Annotated in this window: 16 protein-coding genes, 1 tRNA gene, 1 pseudogene and 1 riboswitch; of the genes and pseudogenes, 6 read left to right on the top strand and 12 right to left on the bottom strand. The window is 43.2% G+C overall.

What is annotated here, in order from left to right; translation table 11 throughout:
- Positions 1-7: 7 nt before the first annotated feature.
- Positions 8-637: pseudogene (ribA, locus tag BN3912_RS11280) on the bottom strand (GTP cyclohydrolase II); the annotation flags it as partial.
- Positions 638-775: 138 nt separating this feature from the next.
- Here ribA and BN3912_RS11275 point away from each other — a divergent pair.
- Entirely contained in the window at positions 776-1,528 is a 753-nt protein-coding gene (locus BN3912_RS11275) for a nitroreductase family protein (RefSeq protein ID WP_225883635.1), read from the top strand.
- Positions 1,529-1,632: 104 nt separating this feature from the next.
- On the opposite strand, the gene erm is transcribed toward BN3912_RS11275, so the two are convergent.
- The 3 genes from erm to BN3912_RS11260 form a co-directional block, all read right to left on the bottom strand.
- Positions 1,633-2,433 (bottom strand): 23S ribosomal RNA methyltransferase Erm, encoded by an 801-nt coding sequence (gene erm, locus BN3912_RS11270; protein ID WP_004342665.1) that lies wholly within the window; start codon positions 2,431-2,433, stop codon positions 1,633-1,635.
- Between the two features lie 87 nt (positions 2,434-2,520).
- A riboswitch (FMN riboswitch) is annotated at positions 2,521-2,641 on the bottom strand.
- 142 nt (positions 2,642-2,783) lie between these two features.
- Complete coding sequence (locus BN3912_RS11265; protein WP_004342667.1) at positions 2,784-3,215, bottom strand: hypothetical protein; 432 nt, start codon at positions 3,213-3,215, stop codon at positions 2,784-2,786.
- Between the two features lie 121 nt (positions 3,216-3,336).
- Positions 3,337-3,421: transfer RNA gene (locus BN3912_RS11260), tRNA-Leu, on the bottom strand.
- 203 nt (positions 3,422-3,624) lie between these two features.
- Here BN3912_RS11260 and BN3912_RS11255 point away from each other — a divergent pair.
- The gene (locus BN3912_RS11255; protein ID WP_023983922.1) at positions 3,625-4,710 is read left to right on the top strand and encodes a mannose-1-phosphate guanylyltransferase; all 1,086 of its coding nucleotides are present in this window, start codon (positions 3,625-3,627) and stop codon (positions 4,708-4,710) included.
- A 142-nt stretch (positions 4,711-4,852) separates the two neighbouring features.
- Here BN3912_RS11255 and BN3912_RS11250 read toward each other — a convergent pair whose 3' ends face one another.
- From BN3912_RS11250 to BN3912_RS11240, 3 genes are all read right to left on the bottom strand, one after another.
- Positions 4,853-5,248 (bottom strand): HIT family protein, encoded by a 396-nt coding sequence (locus BN3912_RS11250; protein WP_064972325.1) that lies wholly within the window; start codon positions 5,246-5,248, stop codon positions 4,853-4,855.
- A 9-nt stretch (positions 5,249-5,257) separates the two neighbouring features.
- On the bottom strand, positions 5,258-5,725 hold the full coding sequence (gene greA, locus BN3912_RS11245; RefSeq protein ID WP_004368881.1) for a transcription elongation factor GreA: 468 nt from the start codon (positions 5,723-5,725) through the stop codon (positions 5,258-5,260).
- A gap of 368 nt (positions 5,726-6,093) precedes the next feature.
- Positions 6,094-8,181 carry a glycoside hydrolase family 36 protein gene (locus BN3912_RS11240; RefSeq protein ID WP_023983924.1) on the bottom strand — a complete coding sequence of 696 codons (2,088 nt, stop codon included), beginning with the start codon at positions 8,179-8,181 and terminating at the stop codon, positions 6,094-6,096.
- A gap of 749 nt (positions 8,182-8,930) precedes the next feature.
- Between BN3912_RS11240 and BN3912_RS11235 the strand changes: the two genes are divergently transcribed.
- Together BN3912_RS11235 and BN3912_RS11230 are read left to right on the top strand one after the other, a co-directional pair.
- On the top strand, positions 8,931-9,284 hold the full coding sequence (locus tag BN3912_RS11235; RefSeq protein WP_036859323.1) for a hypothetical protein: 354 nt from the start codon (positions 8,931-8,933) through the stop codon (positions 9,282-9,284).
- Between the two features lie 40 nt (positions 9,285-9,324).
- Positions 9,325-11,676, top strand: coding sequence for a GH92 family glycosyl hydrolase (locus BN3912_RS11230; RefSeq protein WP_023983926.1), 2,352 nt, complete (start codon positions 9,325-9,327; stop codon positions 11,674-11,676).
- A 117-nt stretch (positions 11,677-11,793) separates the two neighbouring features.
- Here BN3912_RS11230 and sucD read toward each other — a convergent pair whose 3' ends face one another.
- From sucD to BN3912_RS12255, 3 genes are all read right to left on the bottom strand, one after another.
- Positions 11,794-12,675: a succinate--CoA ligase subunit alpha gene (sucD, locus tag BN3912_RS11225; RefSeq protein WP_004368887.1), complete on the bottom strand. Its 882-nt coding sequence runs from the start codon at positions 12,673-12,675 to the stop codon at positions 11,794-11,796.
- A 38-nt stretch (positions 12,676-12,713) separates the two neighbouring features.
- Positions 12,714-13,856 (bottom strand): ADP-forming succinate--CoA ligase subunit beta, encoded by a 1,143-nt coding sequence (sucC, locus tag BN3912_RS11220; RefSeq protein ID WP_023983927.1) that lies wholly within the window; start codon positions 13,854-13,856, stop codon positions 12,714-12,716.
- Positions 13,857-14,079: 223 nt separating this feature from the next.
- The gene (locus BN3912_RS12255) at positions 14,080-14,295 is read right to left on the bottom strand and encodes a hypothetical protein (RefSeq protein ID WP_154665161.1); all 216 of its coding nucleotides are present in this window, start codon (positions 14,293-14,295) and stop codon (positions 14,080-14,082) included.
- Between the two features lie 147 nt (positions 14,296-14,442).
- Between BN3912_RS12255 and BN3912_RS11210 the strand changes: the two genes are divergently transcribed.
- Both BN3912_RS11210 and BN3912_RS11205 read left to right on the top strand, forming a co-directional pair.
- Positions 14,443-15,141, top strand: a complete 699-nt coding sequence (locus BN3912_RS11210; RefSeq protein ID WP_004368894.1) for a DUF6563 family protein — start codon at positions 14,443-14,445, stop codon at positions 15,139-15,141.
- A 142-nt stretch (positions 15,142-15,283) separates the two neighbouring features.
- A complete protein-coding gene (locus BN3912_RS11205; RefSeq protein ID WP_023983929.1) occupies positions 15,284-15,751 on the top strand; it encodes a nucleoside deaminase in 468 nt (155 codons plus the stop codon).
- 22 nt (positions 15,752-15,773) lie between these two features.
- Here BN3912_RS11205 and BN3912_RS11200 read toward each other — a convergent pair whose 3' ends face one another.
- Both BN3912_RS11200 and BN3912_RS11195 read right to left on the bottom strand, forming a co-directional pair.
- On the bottom strand, positions 15,774-16,274 hold the full coding sequence (locus BN3912_RS11200; RefSeq protein ID WP_023983930.1) for a hypothetical protein: 501 nt from the start codon (positions 16,272-16,274) through the stop codon (positions 15,774-15,776).
- A 3-nt stretch (positions 16,275-16,277) separates the two neighbouring features.
- A complete protein-coding gene (locus tag BN3912_RS11195) occupies positions 16,278-16,955 on the bottom strand; it encodes a hypothetical protein (protein ID WP_004368904.1) in 678 nt (225 codons plus the stop codon).
- Positions 16,956-17,018 lie beyond the last annotated feature (63 nt).

Genomic DNA, 17,018 nt, shown 5'->3' with positions numbered 1-17,018 from the left:
ATTTTTTCTATAAATGTAATTTATGCCCCATTCTATCTCGCTTTGTCATAAGATATTTTATATCGTAGCTATTTGGAGCAATTTCTAAAGGAATAGTATCAGTAACTATTATTCCACAACGTGACAAGCTTATTGACTTATCTGGATTATTGGTCAATAAGCGGATTTTTGTAACCCCTAATTGTTTTAATATTTCAGCACCTATACTATAATCACGCTCATCTGCGTTATGTCCCAACTTTAAGTTTGCCTCAATTGTATCAAAACCTTCTTCTTGAAGTTTGTATGCTCTCATTTTTTCCATTAATCCAATACCTCTTCCTTCTTGATTGAGGTAAAGAATTAGACCTCTTCCCTCTTTTTCAATGAGTTCCATTGCTTTATGCAATTGCTCTCCGCAATCACAGCGCATCGATGAAAAAATATCTCCCGTAGCGCAGCTTGAGTGCATTCTAACGAGGAGCGGGCTATCATCTGTCAAATTGCCCTTAAAAAGTACAACGTGCTCTTTCTTTGTCCCAATCTGCAAGAAAGGAATTAATTTAAATTTACCATAGGAAGTAGGCATTTGGACTTCAACCCCTCGTTTTATAGAGGAAGTTCTTTTAATCTTGTCCCTTATGAAGTTAAGGGCTAATTTTAACTTTGTAAGATTCTTGAAATTTACTTTCGCCATAATCATAATGAATAAAATTTAAAGGAGACAAAAATGCCACAAATTCTTATAGACAGAAAAACATGTTCTAAATGCAATACTTGCGCAACTGTATGTGTAATGGGAATCATTGATAAATCGACAGCCTTAAATTATCCAACCATACCTGAAGAAAAATTGGATTATTGTTTAAAATGTGGTCATTGTGAGTCTTTTTGTGCACAGAAGGCTCTTACCTTAGATTTCCTTCTTGACGAAAAAATTAATACGTCTTTTTTGGATAGTCAGATTGAACCACAGAATATAGCATTGTATATAAAAAGTCGACGTTCTGTGAGACATTATTCTTCAAAGACAGTTAATAAAGAGTTAATTGCTAAAGTTATTGATATAGCCCGTTATGCTCCATCTGGAGGGAATGGACAACCAGTAAAATGGATTGTTATTCATAAACCATCAGAGGTAAATCGTGTTGCAAGTTTAACCGTTGATTGGATGCGAACTATTCAAAACACATCACATCCTCTAGCAGATTATGTACCTGCAATAATTTCAACTTGGGATAGTGGTTTGGATTTGATTTGCCATAATGCTCCCCATTTACTTTTTGCACATGTTCCTATTGAGCCAATTGATGACCCTACCGAAGCAATTATTGCTTTGACTCATTTTGATATTGCTGCGCCCGCTTTTGGTATCGGTACATGTTGGGCTGGATTCGTAAAGTTGGCTATAGACAATTATAAACCATTAAAGGATTTGTTATCAATACCAGAAGAACGTAAAGCGGCTTGTCCAATGCTATTTGGATATTCAAGTTATAAAATAACTTCTATTCCGAGACGCAATCCTGTGGATATTACATGGAAGTAAAATAGAAGTTACTTAATGACTAAAATGGTGTATTAAACAGTTAATCTTGATTCAGTAAAAAAAATAATTTTGTTTTACTGAATCAGACTCTAATCAACTAACAATTAAGAGGGATGGTTTTTTTCAGGAACTCTCTCCAACATTTCCAAAAAACAACATTCCCATTGTTTTGCAGCCAAACTAACAATTTGACAATTAAGATTTATTCCATATTTATCAGCAATAACTCTGACTTGACTTTTTCTGAATATTGTCTTTAATACAGTTCTGGCTGGCAAATCGGGTTTTTGCAACAAGAAAGTGAGAAAATTCAGATATTTTCTTTTCAATTCATAACTTATTGACATTTTTTTTCTTTCAATCTTTAAAAGTGCTGACTTGACTTTTGGTGGTGGCAAAAAACTCTCATGAGATATTTCATACATAAGTTTTAAATCAAAAAAAGTATGATAAAACACAATATATGGATTGAAAACTTTTTTTGAAAATAACTTTTGGGCAGGTTCAAGTTGCATTATCAATGAACCACCCATAAAATGCTCAACACTATCAAACATCAAGGATTTTAAAATTTCAGAAGTTATTCTGAAAGGGATATTAGACACAACTTTAAAATTTCTTTTTGGTATGGTGTAACATCTAAAATCACAATCAATAATTTTGACATTCGTGTTGTTAGAAAACTTGTTTTTTAGAATGGACAATAGCGATTTATCATTCTCTATTGCAATTATATTTGTGCATTGACGAACTAAATGAACAGTCAAAAATCCTTTTCCGGCACCAATATCTATAACAGTGTCGGATTCATTTATTTTCGCAATTTTAATTGCATCATCTATCAGCACTTTATCTATAGTAAAATGCTGTCCCGTGTATCTTACGGGCAGTTTATTTTTTATCATTACTTATTTCTTTAATTAATAGTGTCAATTATGTATGTTCGGGAAAATAAATAGCCAAAGAAATGCCTAACGGAAAGTTAAGCATCACAGTTTCTTCTACCATCCAGACTATAACTGTCGGTATTGGAATTACACCAATTCAGTCCTATAAAAAGGAGTTGCGGACTATACCGCCGATAGGGAATTTCACCCTGCCCCGAAGAATACGGCACAAAAGTACAAAATTAATTCTTATTAGAGGATTGTTTGCACCTTTTTCATTTAATGTGTGTTGAAGTTGAGCTATACAAGTGATAGTGCATTTTGTTCTAAACAGTGTTTTGACATATTACCATTTTCGTGTCTTTATCTTAATCAGTTTTAAGAGATGATTTTATATCATTTATAATGGATTCTCCACGTTCAATAGCTAATAAATCATTATACATAGCAATATTCTGTATTTCCTTGATAGAGTAATCAAGAAACGATTGTGGAAGGTATTTCTGTAGTACACCCTTAATTTCCGTAAGTGCTTCATTAAAGGCATTTTGTCTTTCTTTGATCCAGTCCGCTTGCTCTTTTACCTTACCCTCAACTTCATGAAGATAATCCTCTATTTTCAGCTTTGTTTCATCATTTAATTGGCTATTTATATCAACAATTCCGTTCTGTATTACATATATGCCAATCTTATTAAGATTTGTAGCAATATTAACATAGTTGTTAACTTCTTTGTCTAAATCTAATTTTCTTTTCTGTAATTCTTGACAGAGACTCTTGAATTTTTCTACTTTTTCCATTTTATAGGTTTATATTAGGTTATTATTTAATCCCATAATATTCTGATTGGGAACATTTTGGGAACATTTATAAAATAAGAAAAAGCTAAGTGTTTGATTATAAACAACTTAGCTTTTTACTTGGTACCCAGACCCGGGCTCGAACCGGGATGGATTGCTCCACTGGTGTTTGAGACCAGCGCGTCTACCTATTCCGCCATCTGGGCTTAGTGCATGCAAAGATACGGTGTTTTTTCGTTTCATGCAAACTTTTCGCCCGAAAACTTCTTTGTGAAACTTTTTAATTTCTTTTAGTTTGTGGTCGTACACACATTTCCTTTCCTATAAATTATACTAAAACGTTGGAACTGTCGTATTATTTTTGTAACTTCGAATGCTGTTTTAAAAGTTTATAATCAATATTCGCAAGATGGCTATAAAGAACAATTATTGTGTAATATTAGCCGGTGGCAAAGGCAGAAGATTATGGCCTTCGAGCCGGGAACAATATCCCAAACAATTCGTAGATTTTTTCGGTAAAGGACGTACGCAACTGCAACAAACATACGACAGATTTGTAAAAATGCTTCCAAAAGACCATATTTATGTCAGTACGAACCAAACATATTTGCATTTAGTGCAGGAGCAGTTGCCTGAACTTTCACCCGATAACATTCTTGCAGAGCCTATTTACCGTAATACGGCGCCCAGTGTAGCATGGGCGGTTCACCGTATTATGCACATAGATAAAAATGCTAACCTTATTGTAACGCCTTCCGACCAAGATGTGTATAACGAAGATTCTTTCCGCATGAATGTGACCGATGGATTAGAATTTGTGGAAAATCACGATGCGTTGCTTACCATGGGCGTGAAGCCTACGCGTGCGGAGCCGGGGTACGGCTATATTCAACTCGGCGATCCGGCAGGGCATGATGTATATAAGGTACAATCGTTTACGGAAAAGCCCGAGCGAAACTTTGCCACAGTCTTTGTCGAAAGCGGAGAATTCTATTGGAACACCGGTCTATTCCTTTCGAACGTGCGCCATCTGCAGCATTGTTTCACGACATTGTTACCCGTCGTTTTACAAAATCTCGATGAAATTAATCCCAATTGGACGGTAGAGGAAGAGAACGAATTCATACGTGATAACTTTCCATCTTATCCGAATATCTCGATGGATTACGGTGTTTTAGAGAAATCAGAGCACGTATATGTGATGAAATGCAACTTTGGTTGGACCGATTTAGGTACGTGGCATAGCATCTATGAGACGATGCGAAAAGGCGAGGAAGATAATGTGGTGGTGAACTCGAATGTGATCATCGACGACAGCCGTAATAATATCATCAGACTTCCCAAAGGAAAGTTGGCGGTAATCAACGGGCTCGACGGTTTTATTGTGGCTGAAGAAGGCGACGTATTGCTCATTTGTAAGAAAGAAGACTCTTCGGCTCTCATCAGAAAATACGTGAATGAAGTGCGGATGAAGAAAGGCGATGAGTTTGTATGAGCATGTTCAAGATGAAAGAGTAAGAAAAAACGATGAAGGTTTAATGGCCGTTCCGGCGTTATATAATTCATAAGAAAAGGGCGGAAATGCAAAAAACAAATGTGCACTTCCACCCTTTTATCGTTTCAACACAGAACCTGTTCTATTCGAAAGCGTTCCTTATTTTCTCAGCGATCGCTTTAAATTCCTCTTCCGCAAGTTCCAAGTATTTCTTACGGAAGTCCACATCGCCCTCACTGTTGATAGGCAGAAGATGGATATGTGCATGAGGTACCTCCAAACCGAGCACTACTTGTGCCACCTTTTTGCATGGGAAAGCTTTCTTGATAGCCTGTGCCACACGCTTTGCAAATACTTGAAACTCGGCCAATTCGTTATCTTCCATATCGAAAATATAGTCTACCTCGCAACGCGGAATTACGAGAGTATGCCCTTTGGCGAGCGGGTTAATATCAAGAAATGCGTAAAATTTATCGTTTTCAGCGCACTTATAGCTGGGAATTTCGCCGGCAGCAATTTTACTGAATATATCCATCATCGTCCTTTTTTATTCCACCGTAATCTTGTCTATTCTCAATCTGATAACGCCGCGCGGTATCTTTATTTCCACCTCGTCGCCCACTTTTTTGTTGAGCAGTCCCTGTGCAATCGGCGTTTTAATTGATATCTTGCCTTGTTTCAGATCGGCCTCGCTCTCACTAACGATCGTGTAAGACATCTTGCTCTTTGTCGTCATGTTGGTCATGTCGACTTTCGACAGTATCTGAACGGCATCCGTACTCAAACGAGAGGTATCAACGATCTTTGCTTCGGCGATGGTCAACTTCAGACGATTTATCTTATCTTCGAGATGAGCTTGCGCCTCTTTTGCAGCATCATATTCCGAATTTTCACTCAAATCGCCCTTATCACGAGCCTCAGCTATAGCAGCTGATGCCTTTGGGCGTTCAATAGATTCGAGCTGTCTAAGCTCTGCTACGAGCTTATCGTAGCCTTCTTGTGACATATAAGCCATAACCTAATGTATTTTAATTATTTATATTTGTCTTTCTTGGAGACTATAAAATACAGAATTCCGACATCTCACACTGGTGTCGGAATCCTGTCTTTCTTTTTCCTTGTTATGATATTTCTGTTTGCAAAGGTAGATATTATTATTCAAAGTGCCAAGTATTTAGCTAATTTTAGCTTTTGCCGTCAGCTATAAAGATTACAATAATATGCTGAATATCAATAATCTTATTGGCTATCCCATCTTTGCTATCATATATATATAAAGGCAATATCCACTCATTGGAATATTTGTATATACATTAATTTAATGCTACCGACGGATAAGACCGGCATTTTTATACGCAGGAAACCGTGTTATACGCCCTATCATTATTCTGCCTGCATCTTGATCAGCAAACTACTTTGCGGAATATCTAAAGTTAGTGTCAGCCCATCCATAAGCTCCTTGCCTGTTTTCTTTCCCACTCTACCGGTATCTTTGTTAATTAGTGTATATGTTTTCATGGCATTCAATCCGCGCAATTTAACCGTATAATTGGGATTGGAATTATCTTTTCTTCTAAATGCTACTACGTATCCGCTGTCGTCCGAAGGACGGTAAAGCTGATAAGCCAGCCAGACATCGTTTTTTGTCAGGTCGATGTGTTCACTTTCGCTAAGCGGGTAAAAGTCTTCGTAAAAGTAAGGTCTTACCTCTTTAAACTCTGCCTGACGCTCACGCATATCATATATATTGAAGTCAGATTGCGTAATTTTCCAGTTATAAACAACCGATGTTCCAAGACTTGACCTAAAAGTAAACTTGTCTTCTTTAACTGTTCCGGTGCCATGCAAAGGCAGATATTGATGTAGCCCATATGTGTGGCATTGATAACCGATAGGTTCTCCGTAGTTATAATCGGTACGCCACATCGGTGCACTTCGCGATATCGTCTCTAAATCTATACGTCGTCCGCCGCTGGCACAGTTATCTATCAAAAGTCCGGGGAAGCGCTTCAACAGATATTCCCAAAAGCCATAAAGGCCTTCTATATAATGTATCTCGCACATACCTTGCCGCCCGGGCTCGTCGTTGGCCTGCCAAAAGCCTTCAGGTTCTATGTTAAAGTCTTGTCGATAATAATCTATGCCGTTCTGTTCTATAAAGTCTCCGATATATTTACTCACCCATTGGCAGGCTTCCGGATTACCAAGATTAAAGAGATACGAGTCGTGTTCATCGTCTATCGGCCGTTCTTTCTGCTTCTGTTTACCGCGAATATCAAGCATCCATTGCGGATGTTGCAGCGCCCAATCCGATCCTTTCGCCACTCGTTCGGGCTCAAACCACACCATAAACTTAGCTCCTATCCGATGAATTTCATCGGCAATGGGACGGAAACCGTTGGGGAAACGAACAGAATCTACCGTCCAATTGCCTACTGTATTGCCCCAACTCTTATGATTTTCCACGTCGGCAGCGTTCTTATACCAACCGGCATCCAGCCAAAACACTTCGGGAATCAGCTTAAACTGCTTGTATCTTTTAACCATGGCAATGGCATAATCATCGGTCAGACATGTATATTCGTTGCACGGGGCGGGATCTCCGTAATTGAAACTTGTAGACACCGGATAGACTGTTGGCCTGCCATTGACCTTCCAAGTGTGGTGATTAAGCACGAAACGTCGAAACATATTATGCCCTATCATGCGGTCCTTGCCCTGCCAGAAGAGCAAACAAACGCTCGATGTACGTATCTTTTCTTGCGGATAAAGATAGGTTTTCAACCGTTCTATACCTGTAGAAAGCGAGATATTACGTGCATCTACGCATCGCAAACGGGCATACCACGTGCCTGTCCACCCTATAGCGGCCATCACTCCTTGATGGTTAACAGACTCGATATTAAAGAATGGCATCATCATCTGCGATGAACGACCGCCCTCGGGACGCATGTTAAAGGTGTCGCCTGTATGTAACGTCTTTGCATGAGGACTGAAATCGGTCTTCGAGGCATGGCTTCCTTCAGGATAATGCAGTGTAAAATCGCCCGCTTTTCGGTAATTGAACGTCACGTCGGAGACCTTAACGTTGGCTATTTCGGGTGTGTTTTGCTGCCCCGTATTGCAGAAACGCAACATCCATTCCACCGCTCTATAATCGGTAAAGGCCGTTACTTCGCATGTTACTTGCAGGCCGGTGGCGTTGTCGAAATAGGTATATAAGCGTTTAATAACCCGCGAATTGTCCGACGACAGATTATCAACTCGATATTTCCACCGAGTAATAAAGCCCGAAGAATGCCTGCCTCCGTACTCGAAAGAGAACGGAGGAACCGTGCCATGAGCAAAATGTGTGCTGATCCACCGCACTGCATTTACCGGCTTTTCAGTCATACGAGCCACGGTCTGTGCCACACTCAGGGCTGGTATCAGCAGCAAACAGAATAACGTATAAATAATCTTTTTTTTCATTTTCTGAGGATAAATCTTTAATAGGTTTTTATTTCAGCAGTGCAAAATCCGCAAAGTAACGGCGTTATCGACAATATTCCACTCTACCGTTTACTATGCCATAAAGGATAAATCGCATGGAGTTACAAGGCAATCATTATGTGTTGTGCATCAGATAGTAAACTTTTTAACCGAACGATAATGCGGTCTCGCATATACAAAGAACAGCTACAGCATGCCTCATCAAGTTTTTTATACAAAGCTTTTTATCTAAACGACAATTAAGTATCCTTGCAAAAATAAGCAAAAAATATATATCTTCCAATAATATTGCCACTTTTTATTTATCCTGCGATCTATCGACACCGACTTCAGAGATATCAAAAAACAGCACCACGCAATTGATTTAAGTCAAGAAAAACGCCGTTCATCGATACTGTTCACGCAAACATTTGTATTTATTCCATAAATCTGTTATCTTTGCACTGTGTTTTTCATAGTATTAGATTTAAGGTTAACAAAGGTTGGGACTCAGCGGAGCCCCTTTTTTATTGCCTGTATGTTACCCTGATACGCCACCGCCATCCGATTTGCACGACGGGAACGACACTGCAATTTCTTTTGTTCGGTATCGACGGAAAATATCTGTAACCGAGTCGTATAATATGGCTGTTTGTCCGGAAATATCATCTCGGACCGAATAGATGGTCTACCCATGCTCGACACATGGCATGTTTACGCCCGATAGATAATTTTCCTATTATCGACAGATGGCATATCTATTTGCAGCACCACTTACGACTGGCATTTCCGGCAGGATAACATGGGGCACCTTCGCACGCCGTTTAAAGCTCTTTCTCTTACAGAAAAGTCTGCACGGCAACCTCGGTTACAAGTATGGAAAAACCGTTTTACCGCAAGTGTCCGCTATCGGCAACACCGCCGTTTCGGAGCAATTGCAGTCGCGGCTGTTGGCTGTATTGTTGCCATCCGCCGTAAAGCCGAGGGCTAAGAAAGCGGCAAAAGACCGTTGCGGGCATGCCGTTTTAGTTAATAATTCCCAATATATACCAAATAACGAGCATGCACGTCGGCCTTTCATGTATTATTTTCTACATTTGTAGGAAATACTAATTCTAAATAAATCATTTTTACATTTCATTCATGAAGAAAACATTATTTCTGCTGTTAGGCATTGCAGGCATGCTGTTTGCATCGTGCAACGGCCGAGAAACGGCGAAAGAGGAGAATTTAACGCAGTATGTAGAGCCGCGAATAGGCACGGCTCATTGTCGTTATTTCCACTTCGCACCCGGCGCAATGCCCTTTGGAATGGCGAAGCCCGGCCCTTCTACCAATGGTTCTCTGGGCAACAAGTCGGGCTGGGAGGCCACGGGATACGACTATCGCGATAAATCTATCGAGGGTTTTCCCTGCCTGCACGAGTTTCAGGTGGGCGGTGTGGTGCTCATGCCTACCACGGGCAAGCTCGTAACAGTGCCCGGATTGCCCACCGATACATTACGGAAAACGGGCTATCGCTCGGCATTCAGCCACGACGAAGAGGTGGCTACGGCGGGCTACTACTCCGTTATGTTGAAAGATTACGACATAAAGGCCGAAGTTACAGCTACCGAACGTGTGGCTTTCCAGCGTTATGTGTTCCCCGAAAGTAGCGAGAGCCATATCCTTTTCAACATAGGAAATCGGCAAGGAGAGAGCGGGGCTGTCGCCGATGCATCGGTAACCTACGACGATAATGGGCGCATTGAAGGCTGGGTAATCACCGAACCTGAATACGTTAAGAAGTATCAGCCCGGGGCTAATGTGCCTATTTATTTCTCGGCAGTGCTCGATAAAAAGCCCGATACAGTGGGCACTTTCGTAGGCGACAAGGTTACTCAAGGAGCCAAAAAGGTAACGGGCAAAGGTGCCGGACTGTATCTCACGTTCAAGACTTCTAAAGATGAAGCCGTAACAGTAAAGGTGGGTGTTTCTTATACATCTGTGGAAAATGCTCGCCTGAATTTAGAAACGGAGGCCAAAGACCTTACTTTCGACGAAGCTAAAAAGCGGTCGCACGACACGTGGCAGGAGTATCTGAGCCGCATTGCCGTAGAAACTAAGGTGAAAGAAGATAAGGTGAAATTCTATACGGGGCTGTATCATGCGCTGCTCGGTCGTGGTGTTGCCAGCGACGTGAACGGTGCCTATCCGCGGCACGACGGCAAAATCGGACAGATAGAGCTGAAAGACGGCAAACCCGCTTTCAATCTCTATAACACCGATGCCATGTGGGGAGGGCAATGGAACCTTACGCAAGTGTGGATTATGGCATATCCCGAACACATGAGCGACTTCATAAGTAGCCACTTACAGATATATAAGGATTGCGGTTGGTTGGCCGATGGTGTGGCCAACAGCCGCTATGTATCGGGCGTAGGCACCAATCAATTGAGCAATATGATTGTGGCTGCCTACATGTGCGGCATACGTGATTTCGACATAAAGCTGGCATACGAGGCTTGTCTGAAGAACGAACTCGAGGGACGGAACCGCCCCTTAGGCGCCGGAAAGGTAGATGTCGACAAGTTCGTGAAATACGGCTATGTGCCTCATGAGGAAACCGGAGAGGGCCCCGACGAGGCATTTATGTTCTCTGCATCCCACACCTTGGAGTATTCTTACAGCGCTTGGGCGGTGGCACAGTTTGCCAAAGCGCTCGGTAAGAACGACGACTATAAGAAACTGATGAACCTTTCGAAGGGCTGGGAACGTATCTACGACGATAAAGCCAACTTCGTTCATCCCAAGAAGGCCGACGGTACGTTTGTAGAAAACTTCGATCCGTTGCAGGTATGGCGTGGTTTTCAGGAGGGTAACGCATGGCAATACACATTCTATGTGCCTCACGATCCGCAGGCACTTGTGGCAAAGGTAGGCGCTGAAGAGTTCACCAACCGCTTGGACAGCATCTTTACACTATCGCAAAAGAAGATATTCAGCGGCGGTACAGAGGTCGGTGCGTTCGCCGGTTTGGAGACCTTGTACAATCAGGGCAACCAACCATGCCTGCATATCTCATGGCTTTTCAACGATGCAGGTAAGCCCTCGCGCACACAGAAGTGGGTTCGAGCCATCTTAGACGAGTTTTACGGCACCGAAGGAATTCATGGTTACGGCTACGGACAGGACGAAGATCAAGGACAGTTGGGCGCTTGGTTCGTCATATCTTCTATAGGTCTCTTCGACGTACATGGCCTCGACGCCTCCGATCCGACGTTTGCGTTGGGCAGTCCGCTATTCGATAAGGTCTCTATTCGCCTGAGCGACAAGTATTACAACGGCGGTACGTTCAACATACGTGTCAACGGTAACAGCAAAAAGAATATCTATGTGCAGGATTACAGACTAAACGGAGAAACGCTGAAAACACCTTATTTGCCGTTTAAAACATTCATCAAAGGGGGCACACTCGAGATGAATATGGGTGATACACCGAAAGATCGATATTGACAGAACGGTGAAATAAGATACAAAGAATAACGGGATGCCCACGAAGAGCATCCCGTTCTCTTTTCGTATTTTATACGGGCGGGCGGGGTTGTGTGCCCGTTCGTCGCACACGACTCTTTATCCTTTCCGCTTTTCCAGCTGCTTTTTCAAGAGCAAGGGTATCTCGCTTGTCTCGTTGGCTACGGGAACTCCCGCCGCTTCAAAGGCTGCAATCTTCTCCGAGGCAGTACCCGAACCGCTCGAAATGATGGCACCTGCATGCCCCATTTGCTTGCCCGGAGGTGCCTGACGGCCAGATATAAACACGGCAACCGGCTTGGTTACGTGGGCTTTAATGTACTCCGCAGCACGTTCTTCGGCATCTCCACCGATCTCACCTATCAGGGCTATGCTGTCTGTTTGGGGATCTTTCTCGAACATTTCCAGCAAGTCTTGGAAATAGAGCCCCACAACAGGATCGCCGCCCACGCCGACTGCCGTAGACTGGCCTAAGCCATTCACGGTAAGATTGTACACAACTTCGTAGGTAAGCGTACCGCTTCGGCTGATTACACCCGTATGGCCTTTCTTGAAAATGTTAGTGGGCATGATGCCGACCATGCTCTCTTCCGGCGATATGAGGCCCGGACAATTCGGCCCTATCAACCGTGCACCTTTCATACGGATATAGCGTTGCGCGATTACAGCATCCATCGTAGGCACTCCTTCGGTAATGCAAACGATGAGTTTTATACCGCCATCCGCCGCTTCCATCATAGCATCTTTGGCAAAGGGTGCAGGAACGAAGATGACAGACGTATCAGCTCCCGTGGCTGCAACGGCATCCTTCACGGTGTTGAACACCGGAATACCGTCTACTGTTTGTCCCGCCTTGCCCGGCGAGGTGCCGCCCACAACGTTGGTACCATAGCTTTTCATTTTCGACGCATGGAAACTCCCGTCGCGTCCGGTGATACCTTGTACAATCAATTTCGTATCTTTATTGATCAATATACTCATAATCTTTCAATGTTAAATGGTTCTGTAAACGATGTTTCTTAGGCGAGCGACCGAGCGAGTTCCACGGCCTTATGCCCGGCATCCGCCATGCTTGTGCCCACTGTGAAGCGGGTTCCGTGCAGCAGTTCGCGCCCTTCGGCCTCGTTAGTTCCCGTAAGTCGTATTACAATAGGTATCTCTGTGTTCAATTGTTCGAATGCTTCGATCAAGCCTTTTGCCACATCATCGCAGCGTGTAATGCCGCCAAAGATGTTGATGAGCACCACCCTGACATGCTTATCGCTAAGGAGCAGTTTCATTGCCTCGACGATCTTCTCCGGATTAGAGCTGCCTCCGATGTCTAAAAAGTTGGCAGGTTCGCCGCCATAAAGCTTGATCATGTCCATCGTGGCCATAGCTAAACCGGCGCCGTTTACCATACATCCGATACTTCCACCGAGGTTTATGTAGCTGAACCCCTTATCTTTAGCGGCCTGTTCCTTACGCTCTTCCTCTGTTGGTTCGAACAACTTAAACACGTCTTCGTGGCGGTAAAGCGCGTTATTATCAAAGGTCATCTTGGCATCGATGGCCTTCAACCGGCCGTCTTCGGTCAGAACGAGCGGATTGATTTCGGCAAGCGAGGCATCTTTCTCGGTAAACAAGCGGTAGAGATTCTTAAATATAGGCACGGCTTGCTTTACCTCTGTCATGTCGTCGAATAGCTTGAAGGCCGCTTCTCTTGCCAAATAATCGGTCATACCCACAAGCGGATCGATCGTTATTTTATGTATCTTCTCGGGCGTTTCGCGGGCTACTTGTTCGATATCCATGCCCCCTTCGCGGCTCAACATCAGCAAAGGCGACTTCGATTTGCGGTCGATAAGGATGCTCACGTAATATTCCGACGCGATTGCAACGGCCTCTCCGACGAGTATTCTGTCTACCGTAAAGCCTTTAATAGTCATACCCAATATCTTCGAGGCATACTCGCGAACCTCTTCTTCGCCGTTGGCAACCTTCACGCCACCGGCCTTTCCGCGCCCTCCGGTGTGCACCTGTGCTTTTACAACCGCCCGATCAACGCCGAGAGTGCGGTAGGCTGTCACCGCTTCTTCTACCGTACGGCACAGGATACTCCTGTCTACGGGCAGCCCGTAATCGGCAAAAAACGCCTTTGCCTGATACTCATGAACCTTCATAGTAATATATGTTTTAGATGTTATTGAATGTTTCGTTCTTCTTTGCAAACTTACATATTTTTTTTCTATTTTGCATATTCTTGCGACAAAAAGTTCGAGTGGTAAAAATAAATGGGGTGTACAAGTGTTGCAAAGGAAATGGGAACGGGCGTTTTCGGATAGATATAAACCGAGGAAACGGGTACCAAAAGCGCATCGATAGCAGAAAATATTTTATTTGTTGTTAACAGATATTCCGACAATTCGGCACATCTATCGCCGATAGGCAGCCTGCCTGTCGGGCTTGTACGGGCATTCTATCGAAGACAGAAACGCCATGTACGAACGGTACCAATATTTTTCTCTGAAAATAAACAAGGCAGATGCGTTTCCAAAAAGTGCCCTCTGCCATACCTGCAATAGCTTTCCGCCCGCTGTTGAGCAACAATATTTTCCGCATGATAATTTTGCTTTCTTGATAAATATCTATAACTTTGCAAAGGTTCGAATCAAGAAAAACATGAACAGAACTGTTTTGCGTGCACCGCAGGCATAAACTATATGTTCTGAAAACATAATGTAAAACGATGTTTAATTCCAAGTTATCATGAAAAAAATATTTATAGTAAAGGCGGTAGTCATACTTGCCGTTGTCCTTTTCGTAGTCTCTATGCCCGTGCAGGCCGGCAATACAGACACTATAAAAGTGGTTCAAAAAGTACCCACCTGCATAAAATATTGTACGAATTACGACGATATGATGGCCGAAAAATGGCAACAAGCAGACTCTGTTCAGGTGTTTACCAAGAGTCGTGCCAAACAAATGTGGTGGGGAGGAAATGACTTTAAGTTCGACACGGGTAACAAACACACTAATAAACTGCTGAAGAAATATGCTTTCGCCGTTATGTATAACGATACTTTACTTCTCAACACCGGCCTTTATACAGACCGCGGAGTGCGTTTTAACACGGGTTATACCCGTGGTTACCGCATGAAAGACGGCAGATTGCTGATTACTTATTTTAATGTAAAGGAGGCTGGAAGCCGAGCTATGATGGGAGGAGCGTTCGGATTGGTAGGTTCTCTAATTGCATCGGCATCGAACAGTAAGCTGATTAAACAGGATGTTTGTTATATCATTATGCACGGAGAAAAGAAAGCGTTCATTATAGACGACAAGCAGATGAGCACCCTGTTGGCCGGACGGCAAGACCTGCTAAGCGAGTATTATGCCGTGGAAAAGAAAAACAGATTGCATGCAGATGTGATAATGCCCCTATTGGAAAAGGCCGGAATACTATAAACTACGGTTCTCCCTCGTAGCTTTAACTTTTACTCTTACACCTGTCTGCCGAGAATATATTGGCGGTCTGTCTGCCGATATGGGTATTTTTTTGTACCTTTGTGGGCTTGTTTGAAACGACAAGACCTAAAAACAATTTATGATGAAACAAACAGATTTGATGCGCAGAGCTATTGCGTTGTCCGAACAGAGTGTAAGAAACGGGGGCGGACCTTTCGGGGCTGTTGTCGCAAGGAATGGCGAAATCATCGCCGAGGCATCCAACCGTGTAACCATAGACCATGATCCTACGGCGCATGCAGAAGTGAACGCCATCCGCAAGGCTGCCCGCGAACTCGATACGTTCGATCTTTCCGGCTGCGATATCTACACCAGTTGCGAGCCTTGCCCTATGTGTCTCGGCGCCATTTATTGGGCACATCTCGACCGTATTTATTATGCCAACGATCGTAAGGATGCCGCAAGGATTGGCTTCGACGACGACTTTATTTACAAAGAAATTGCTCTGAAACCGGCCGACAGGCATAAACAAATGTCGATACTCCTGCCCGATGAGGCCCGCAAAGCCTTCGAACTGTGGGAACAAAATGCGGAGAAAACGGAGTATTAAGTACAGAGAAGGGGCGGAATATTTACGGGTTCGCGGGTTCGATACGCTGGAATGCCAAGCGTTCATCGCCATTCTGCAAGTAGATGATGCCGCAGTATTCGAAGTTATGTTTTAGCAGAATGTGTTGCATAATGAGGTTGTCGCGATGGGTGTCTATGCGGATATTGTCGGTAAAGCCCCTTGAAAAGTCGACAACAGCCTTGAAGATACCGTGGCATTCAGGCATTCCGGCAATGCGATGAATTACATAATAAGGCTTTTCGTCATCGATCCAAGCTCCCTCGTAGATGTGTTTATAAGTGCTTTCCGGCCCCTCCGCCAGTACGAAAGTGCCCACCGTGCGCCCTTCTTCGGTGCAGATATAGCTGTCGCCTCGCTCTATATCGCGGATAACCGTACGTATATCAGGGCTTCCATCTGTCCACTGTTGCCGGTTGCCGCTACGTCTCATAATGCCGCGCCCTATATCTATCAACCGCATAACAGACTGCAAGTCGCCCTTTTCGGCTTTTCTAATGTGCATGATTTACCGTGCTATGAACTTTCCGTCGTTATCGATAAGGCCTTTTACCTTACCTTTAACGGCCTCGAAATAAGGAGGTTCATCGCGCAGAGAGATATTGTTGTACACGAAATCGGCCACAATAGTATCTTTGCCGTCGGGGAGTATCAGCCCCATCTTACCGTTCTTTTCCACGATGATGGGCATTGTACGAAGATCATCCACGTAAACATAGCATGTTCGGATGAAGTCGTAATAAGGATGAACGAGCACTCTACCCCGATGATCCTTTATGCCGAACTTGCCTTCCTCTTCGAAAACCTGATGATATTGCACATATTTACTTTTGATACGGTTTAGGTAAAACACCATTTTACGCTTATCGTTGACAAGTTTCAGCATATATATAAAGGTGTCGCAATAATTGGCCATGGCCCGCGTCAGTACGATCTTGAAGTCTAATCCGCTCAATACTTTACGGTTTAAATCTATATATCGCGCAATCGCTTCTTCTTTCTGTGGCACCGAGAGCTGCGATAATTGTTGTTCAAAACGCTCCATCATGCGCTTTGTACCCGACATTCCTTTGATATATCTATGTATCTGACGGGACATCTCATCACATACAAACTTGTCTATTTGCTGTACCTCTATGCTGTCTACATACCGGTCGTCGAAGTTTTCTTGTGTTATCTTTTCCATGGAATATTACTCCTTTTTGCCAAAGGTACGGCATTTTCTGCACTCAACAAAACGAAATATCAT

The sequence above is a fragment of the Prevotella phocaeensis genome, assembly GCF_900065875.1.
Classification (GTDB): domain Bacteria; phylum Bacteroidota; class Bacteroidia; order Bacteroidales; family Bacteroidaceae; genus Prevotella; species Prevotella phocaeensis.
This window is presented reverse-complemented; position numbering and strand designations above follow the sequence as displayed.

Excerpts from the sequence above, each read along its gene's own strand:
- BN3912_RS11250 (WP_064972325.1), bottom strand. The coding sequence starts at position 5,248 with ATGATGGATATATTCAGTAAAATTGCTGCCGGCGAAATTCCCAGCTAT.
- BN3912_RS11205 (WP_023983929.1), top strand. The coding sequence starts at position 15,284 with ATGAAACAAACAGATTTGATGCGCAGAGCTATTGCGTTGTCCGAACAG.
- BN3912_RS11265 (WP_004342667.1), bottom strand. The coding sequence starts at position 3,215 with ATGGAAAAAGTAGAAAAATTCAAGAGTCTCTGTCAAGAATTACAGAAA.
- sucC (WP_023983927.1), bottom strand. The coding sequence starts at position 13,856 with ATGAAGGTTCATGAGTATCAGGCAAAGGCGTTTTTTGCCGATTACGGG.
- erm (WP_004342665.1), bottom strand. The coding sequence starts at position 2,433 with ATGATAAAAAATAAACTGCCCGTAAGATACACGGGACAGCATTTTACT.
- BN3912_RS12255 (WP_154665161.1), bottom strand. The coding sequence starts at position 14,295 with ATGCGGAAAATATTGTTGCTCAACAGCGGGCGGAAAGCTATTGCAGGT.
- BN3912_RS11235 (WP_036859323.1), top strand. The coding sequence starts at position 8,931 with ATGGCATATCTATTTGCAGCACCACTTACGACTGGCATTTCCGGCAGG.
- sucD (WP_004368887.1), bottom strand. The coding sequence starts at position 12,675 with ATGAGTATATTGATCAATAAAGATACGAAATTGATTGTACAAGGTATC.
- BN3912_RS11255 (WP_023983922.1), top strand. The coding sequence starts at position 3,625 with ATGGCTATAAAGAACAATTATTGTGTAATATTAGCCGGTGGCAAAGGC.
- BN3912_RS11195 (WP_004368904.1), bottom strand. The coding sequence starts at position 16,955 with ATGGAAAAGATAACACAAGAAAACTTCGACGACCGGTATGTAGACAGC.
- BN3912_RS11240 (WP_023983924.1), bottom strand. The coding sequence starts at position 8,181 with ATGAAAAAAAAGATTATTTATACGTTATTCTGTTTGCTGCTGATACCA.
- BN3912_RS11200 (WP_023983930.1), bottom strand. The coding sequence starts at position 16,274 with ATGCACATTAGAAAAGCCGAAAAGGGCGACTTGCAGTCTGTTATGCGG.
- greA (WP_004368881.1), bottom strand. The coding sequence starts at position 5,725 with ATGGCTTATATGTCACAAGAAGGCTACGATAAGCTCGTAGCAGAGCTT.
- BN3912_RS11275 (WP_225883635.1), top strand. The coding sequence starts at position 776 with ATGGGAATCATTGATAAATCGACAGCCTTAAATTATCCAACCATACCT.
- BN3912_RS11230 (WP_023983926.1), top strand. The coding sequence starts at position 9,325 with ATGAAGAAAACATTATTTCTGCTGTTAGGCATTGCAGGCATGCTGTTT.
- BN3912_RS11210 (WP_004368894.1), top strand. The coding sequence starts at position 14,443 with ATGAAAAAAATATTTATAGTAAAGGCGGTAGTCATACTTGCCGTTGTC.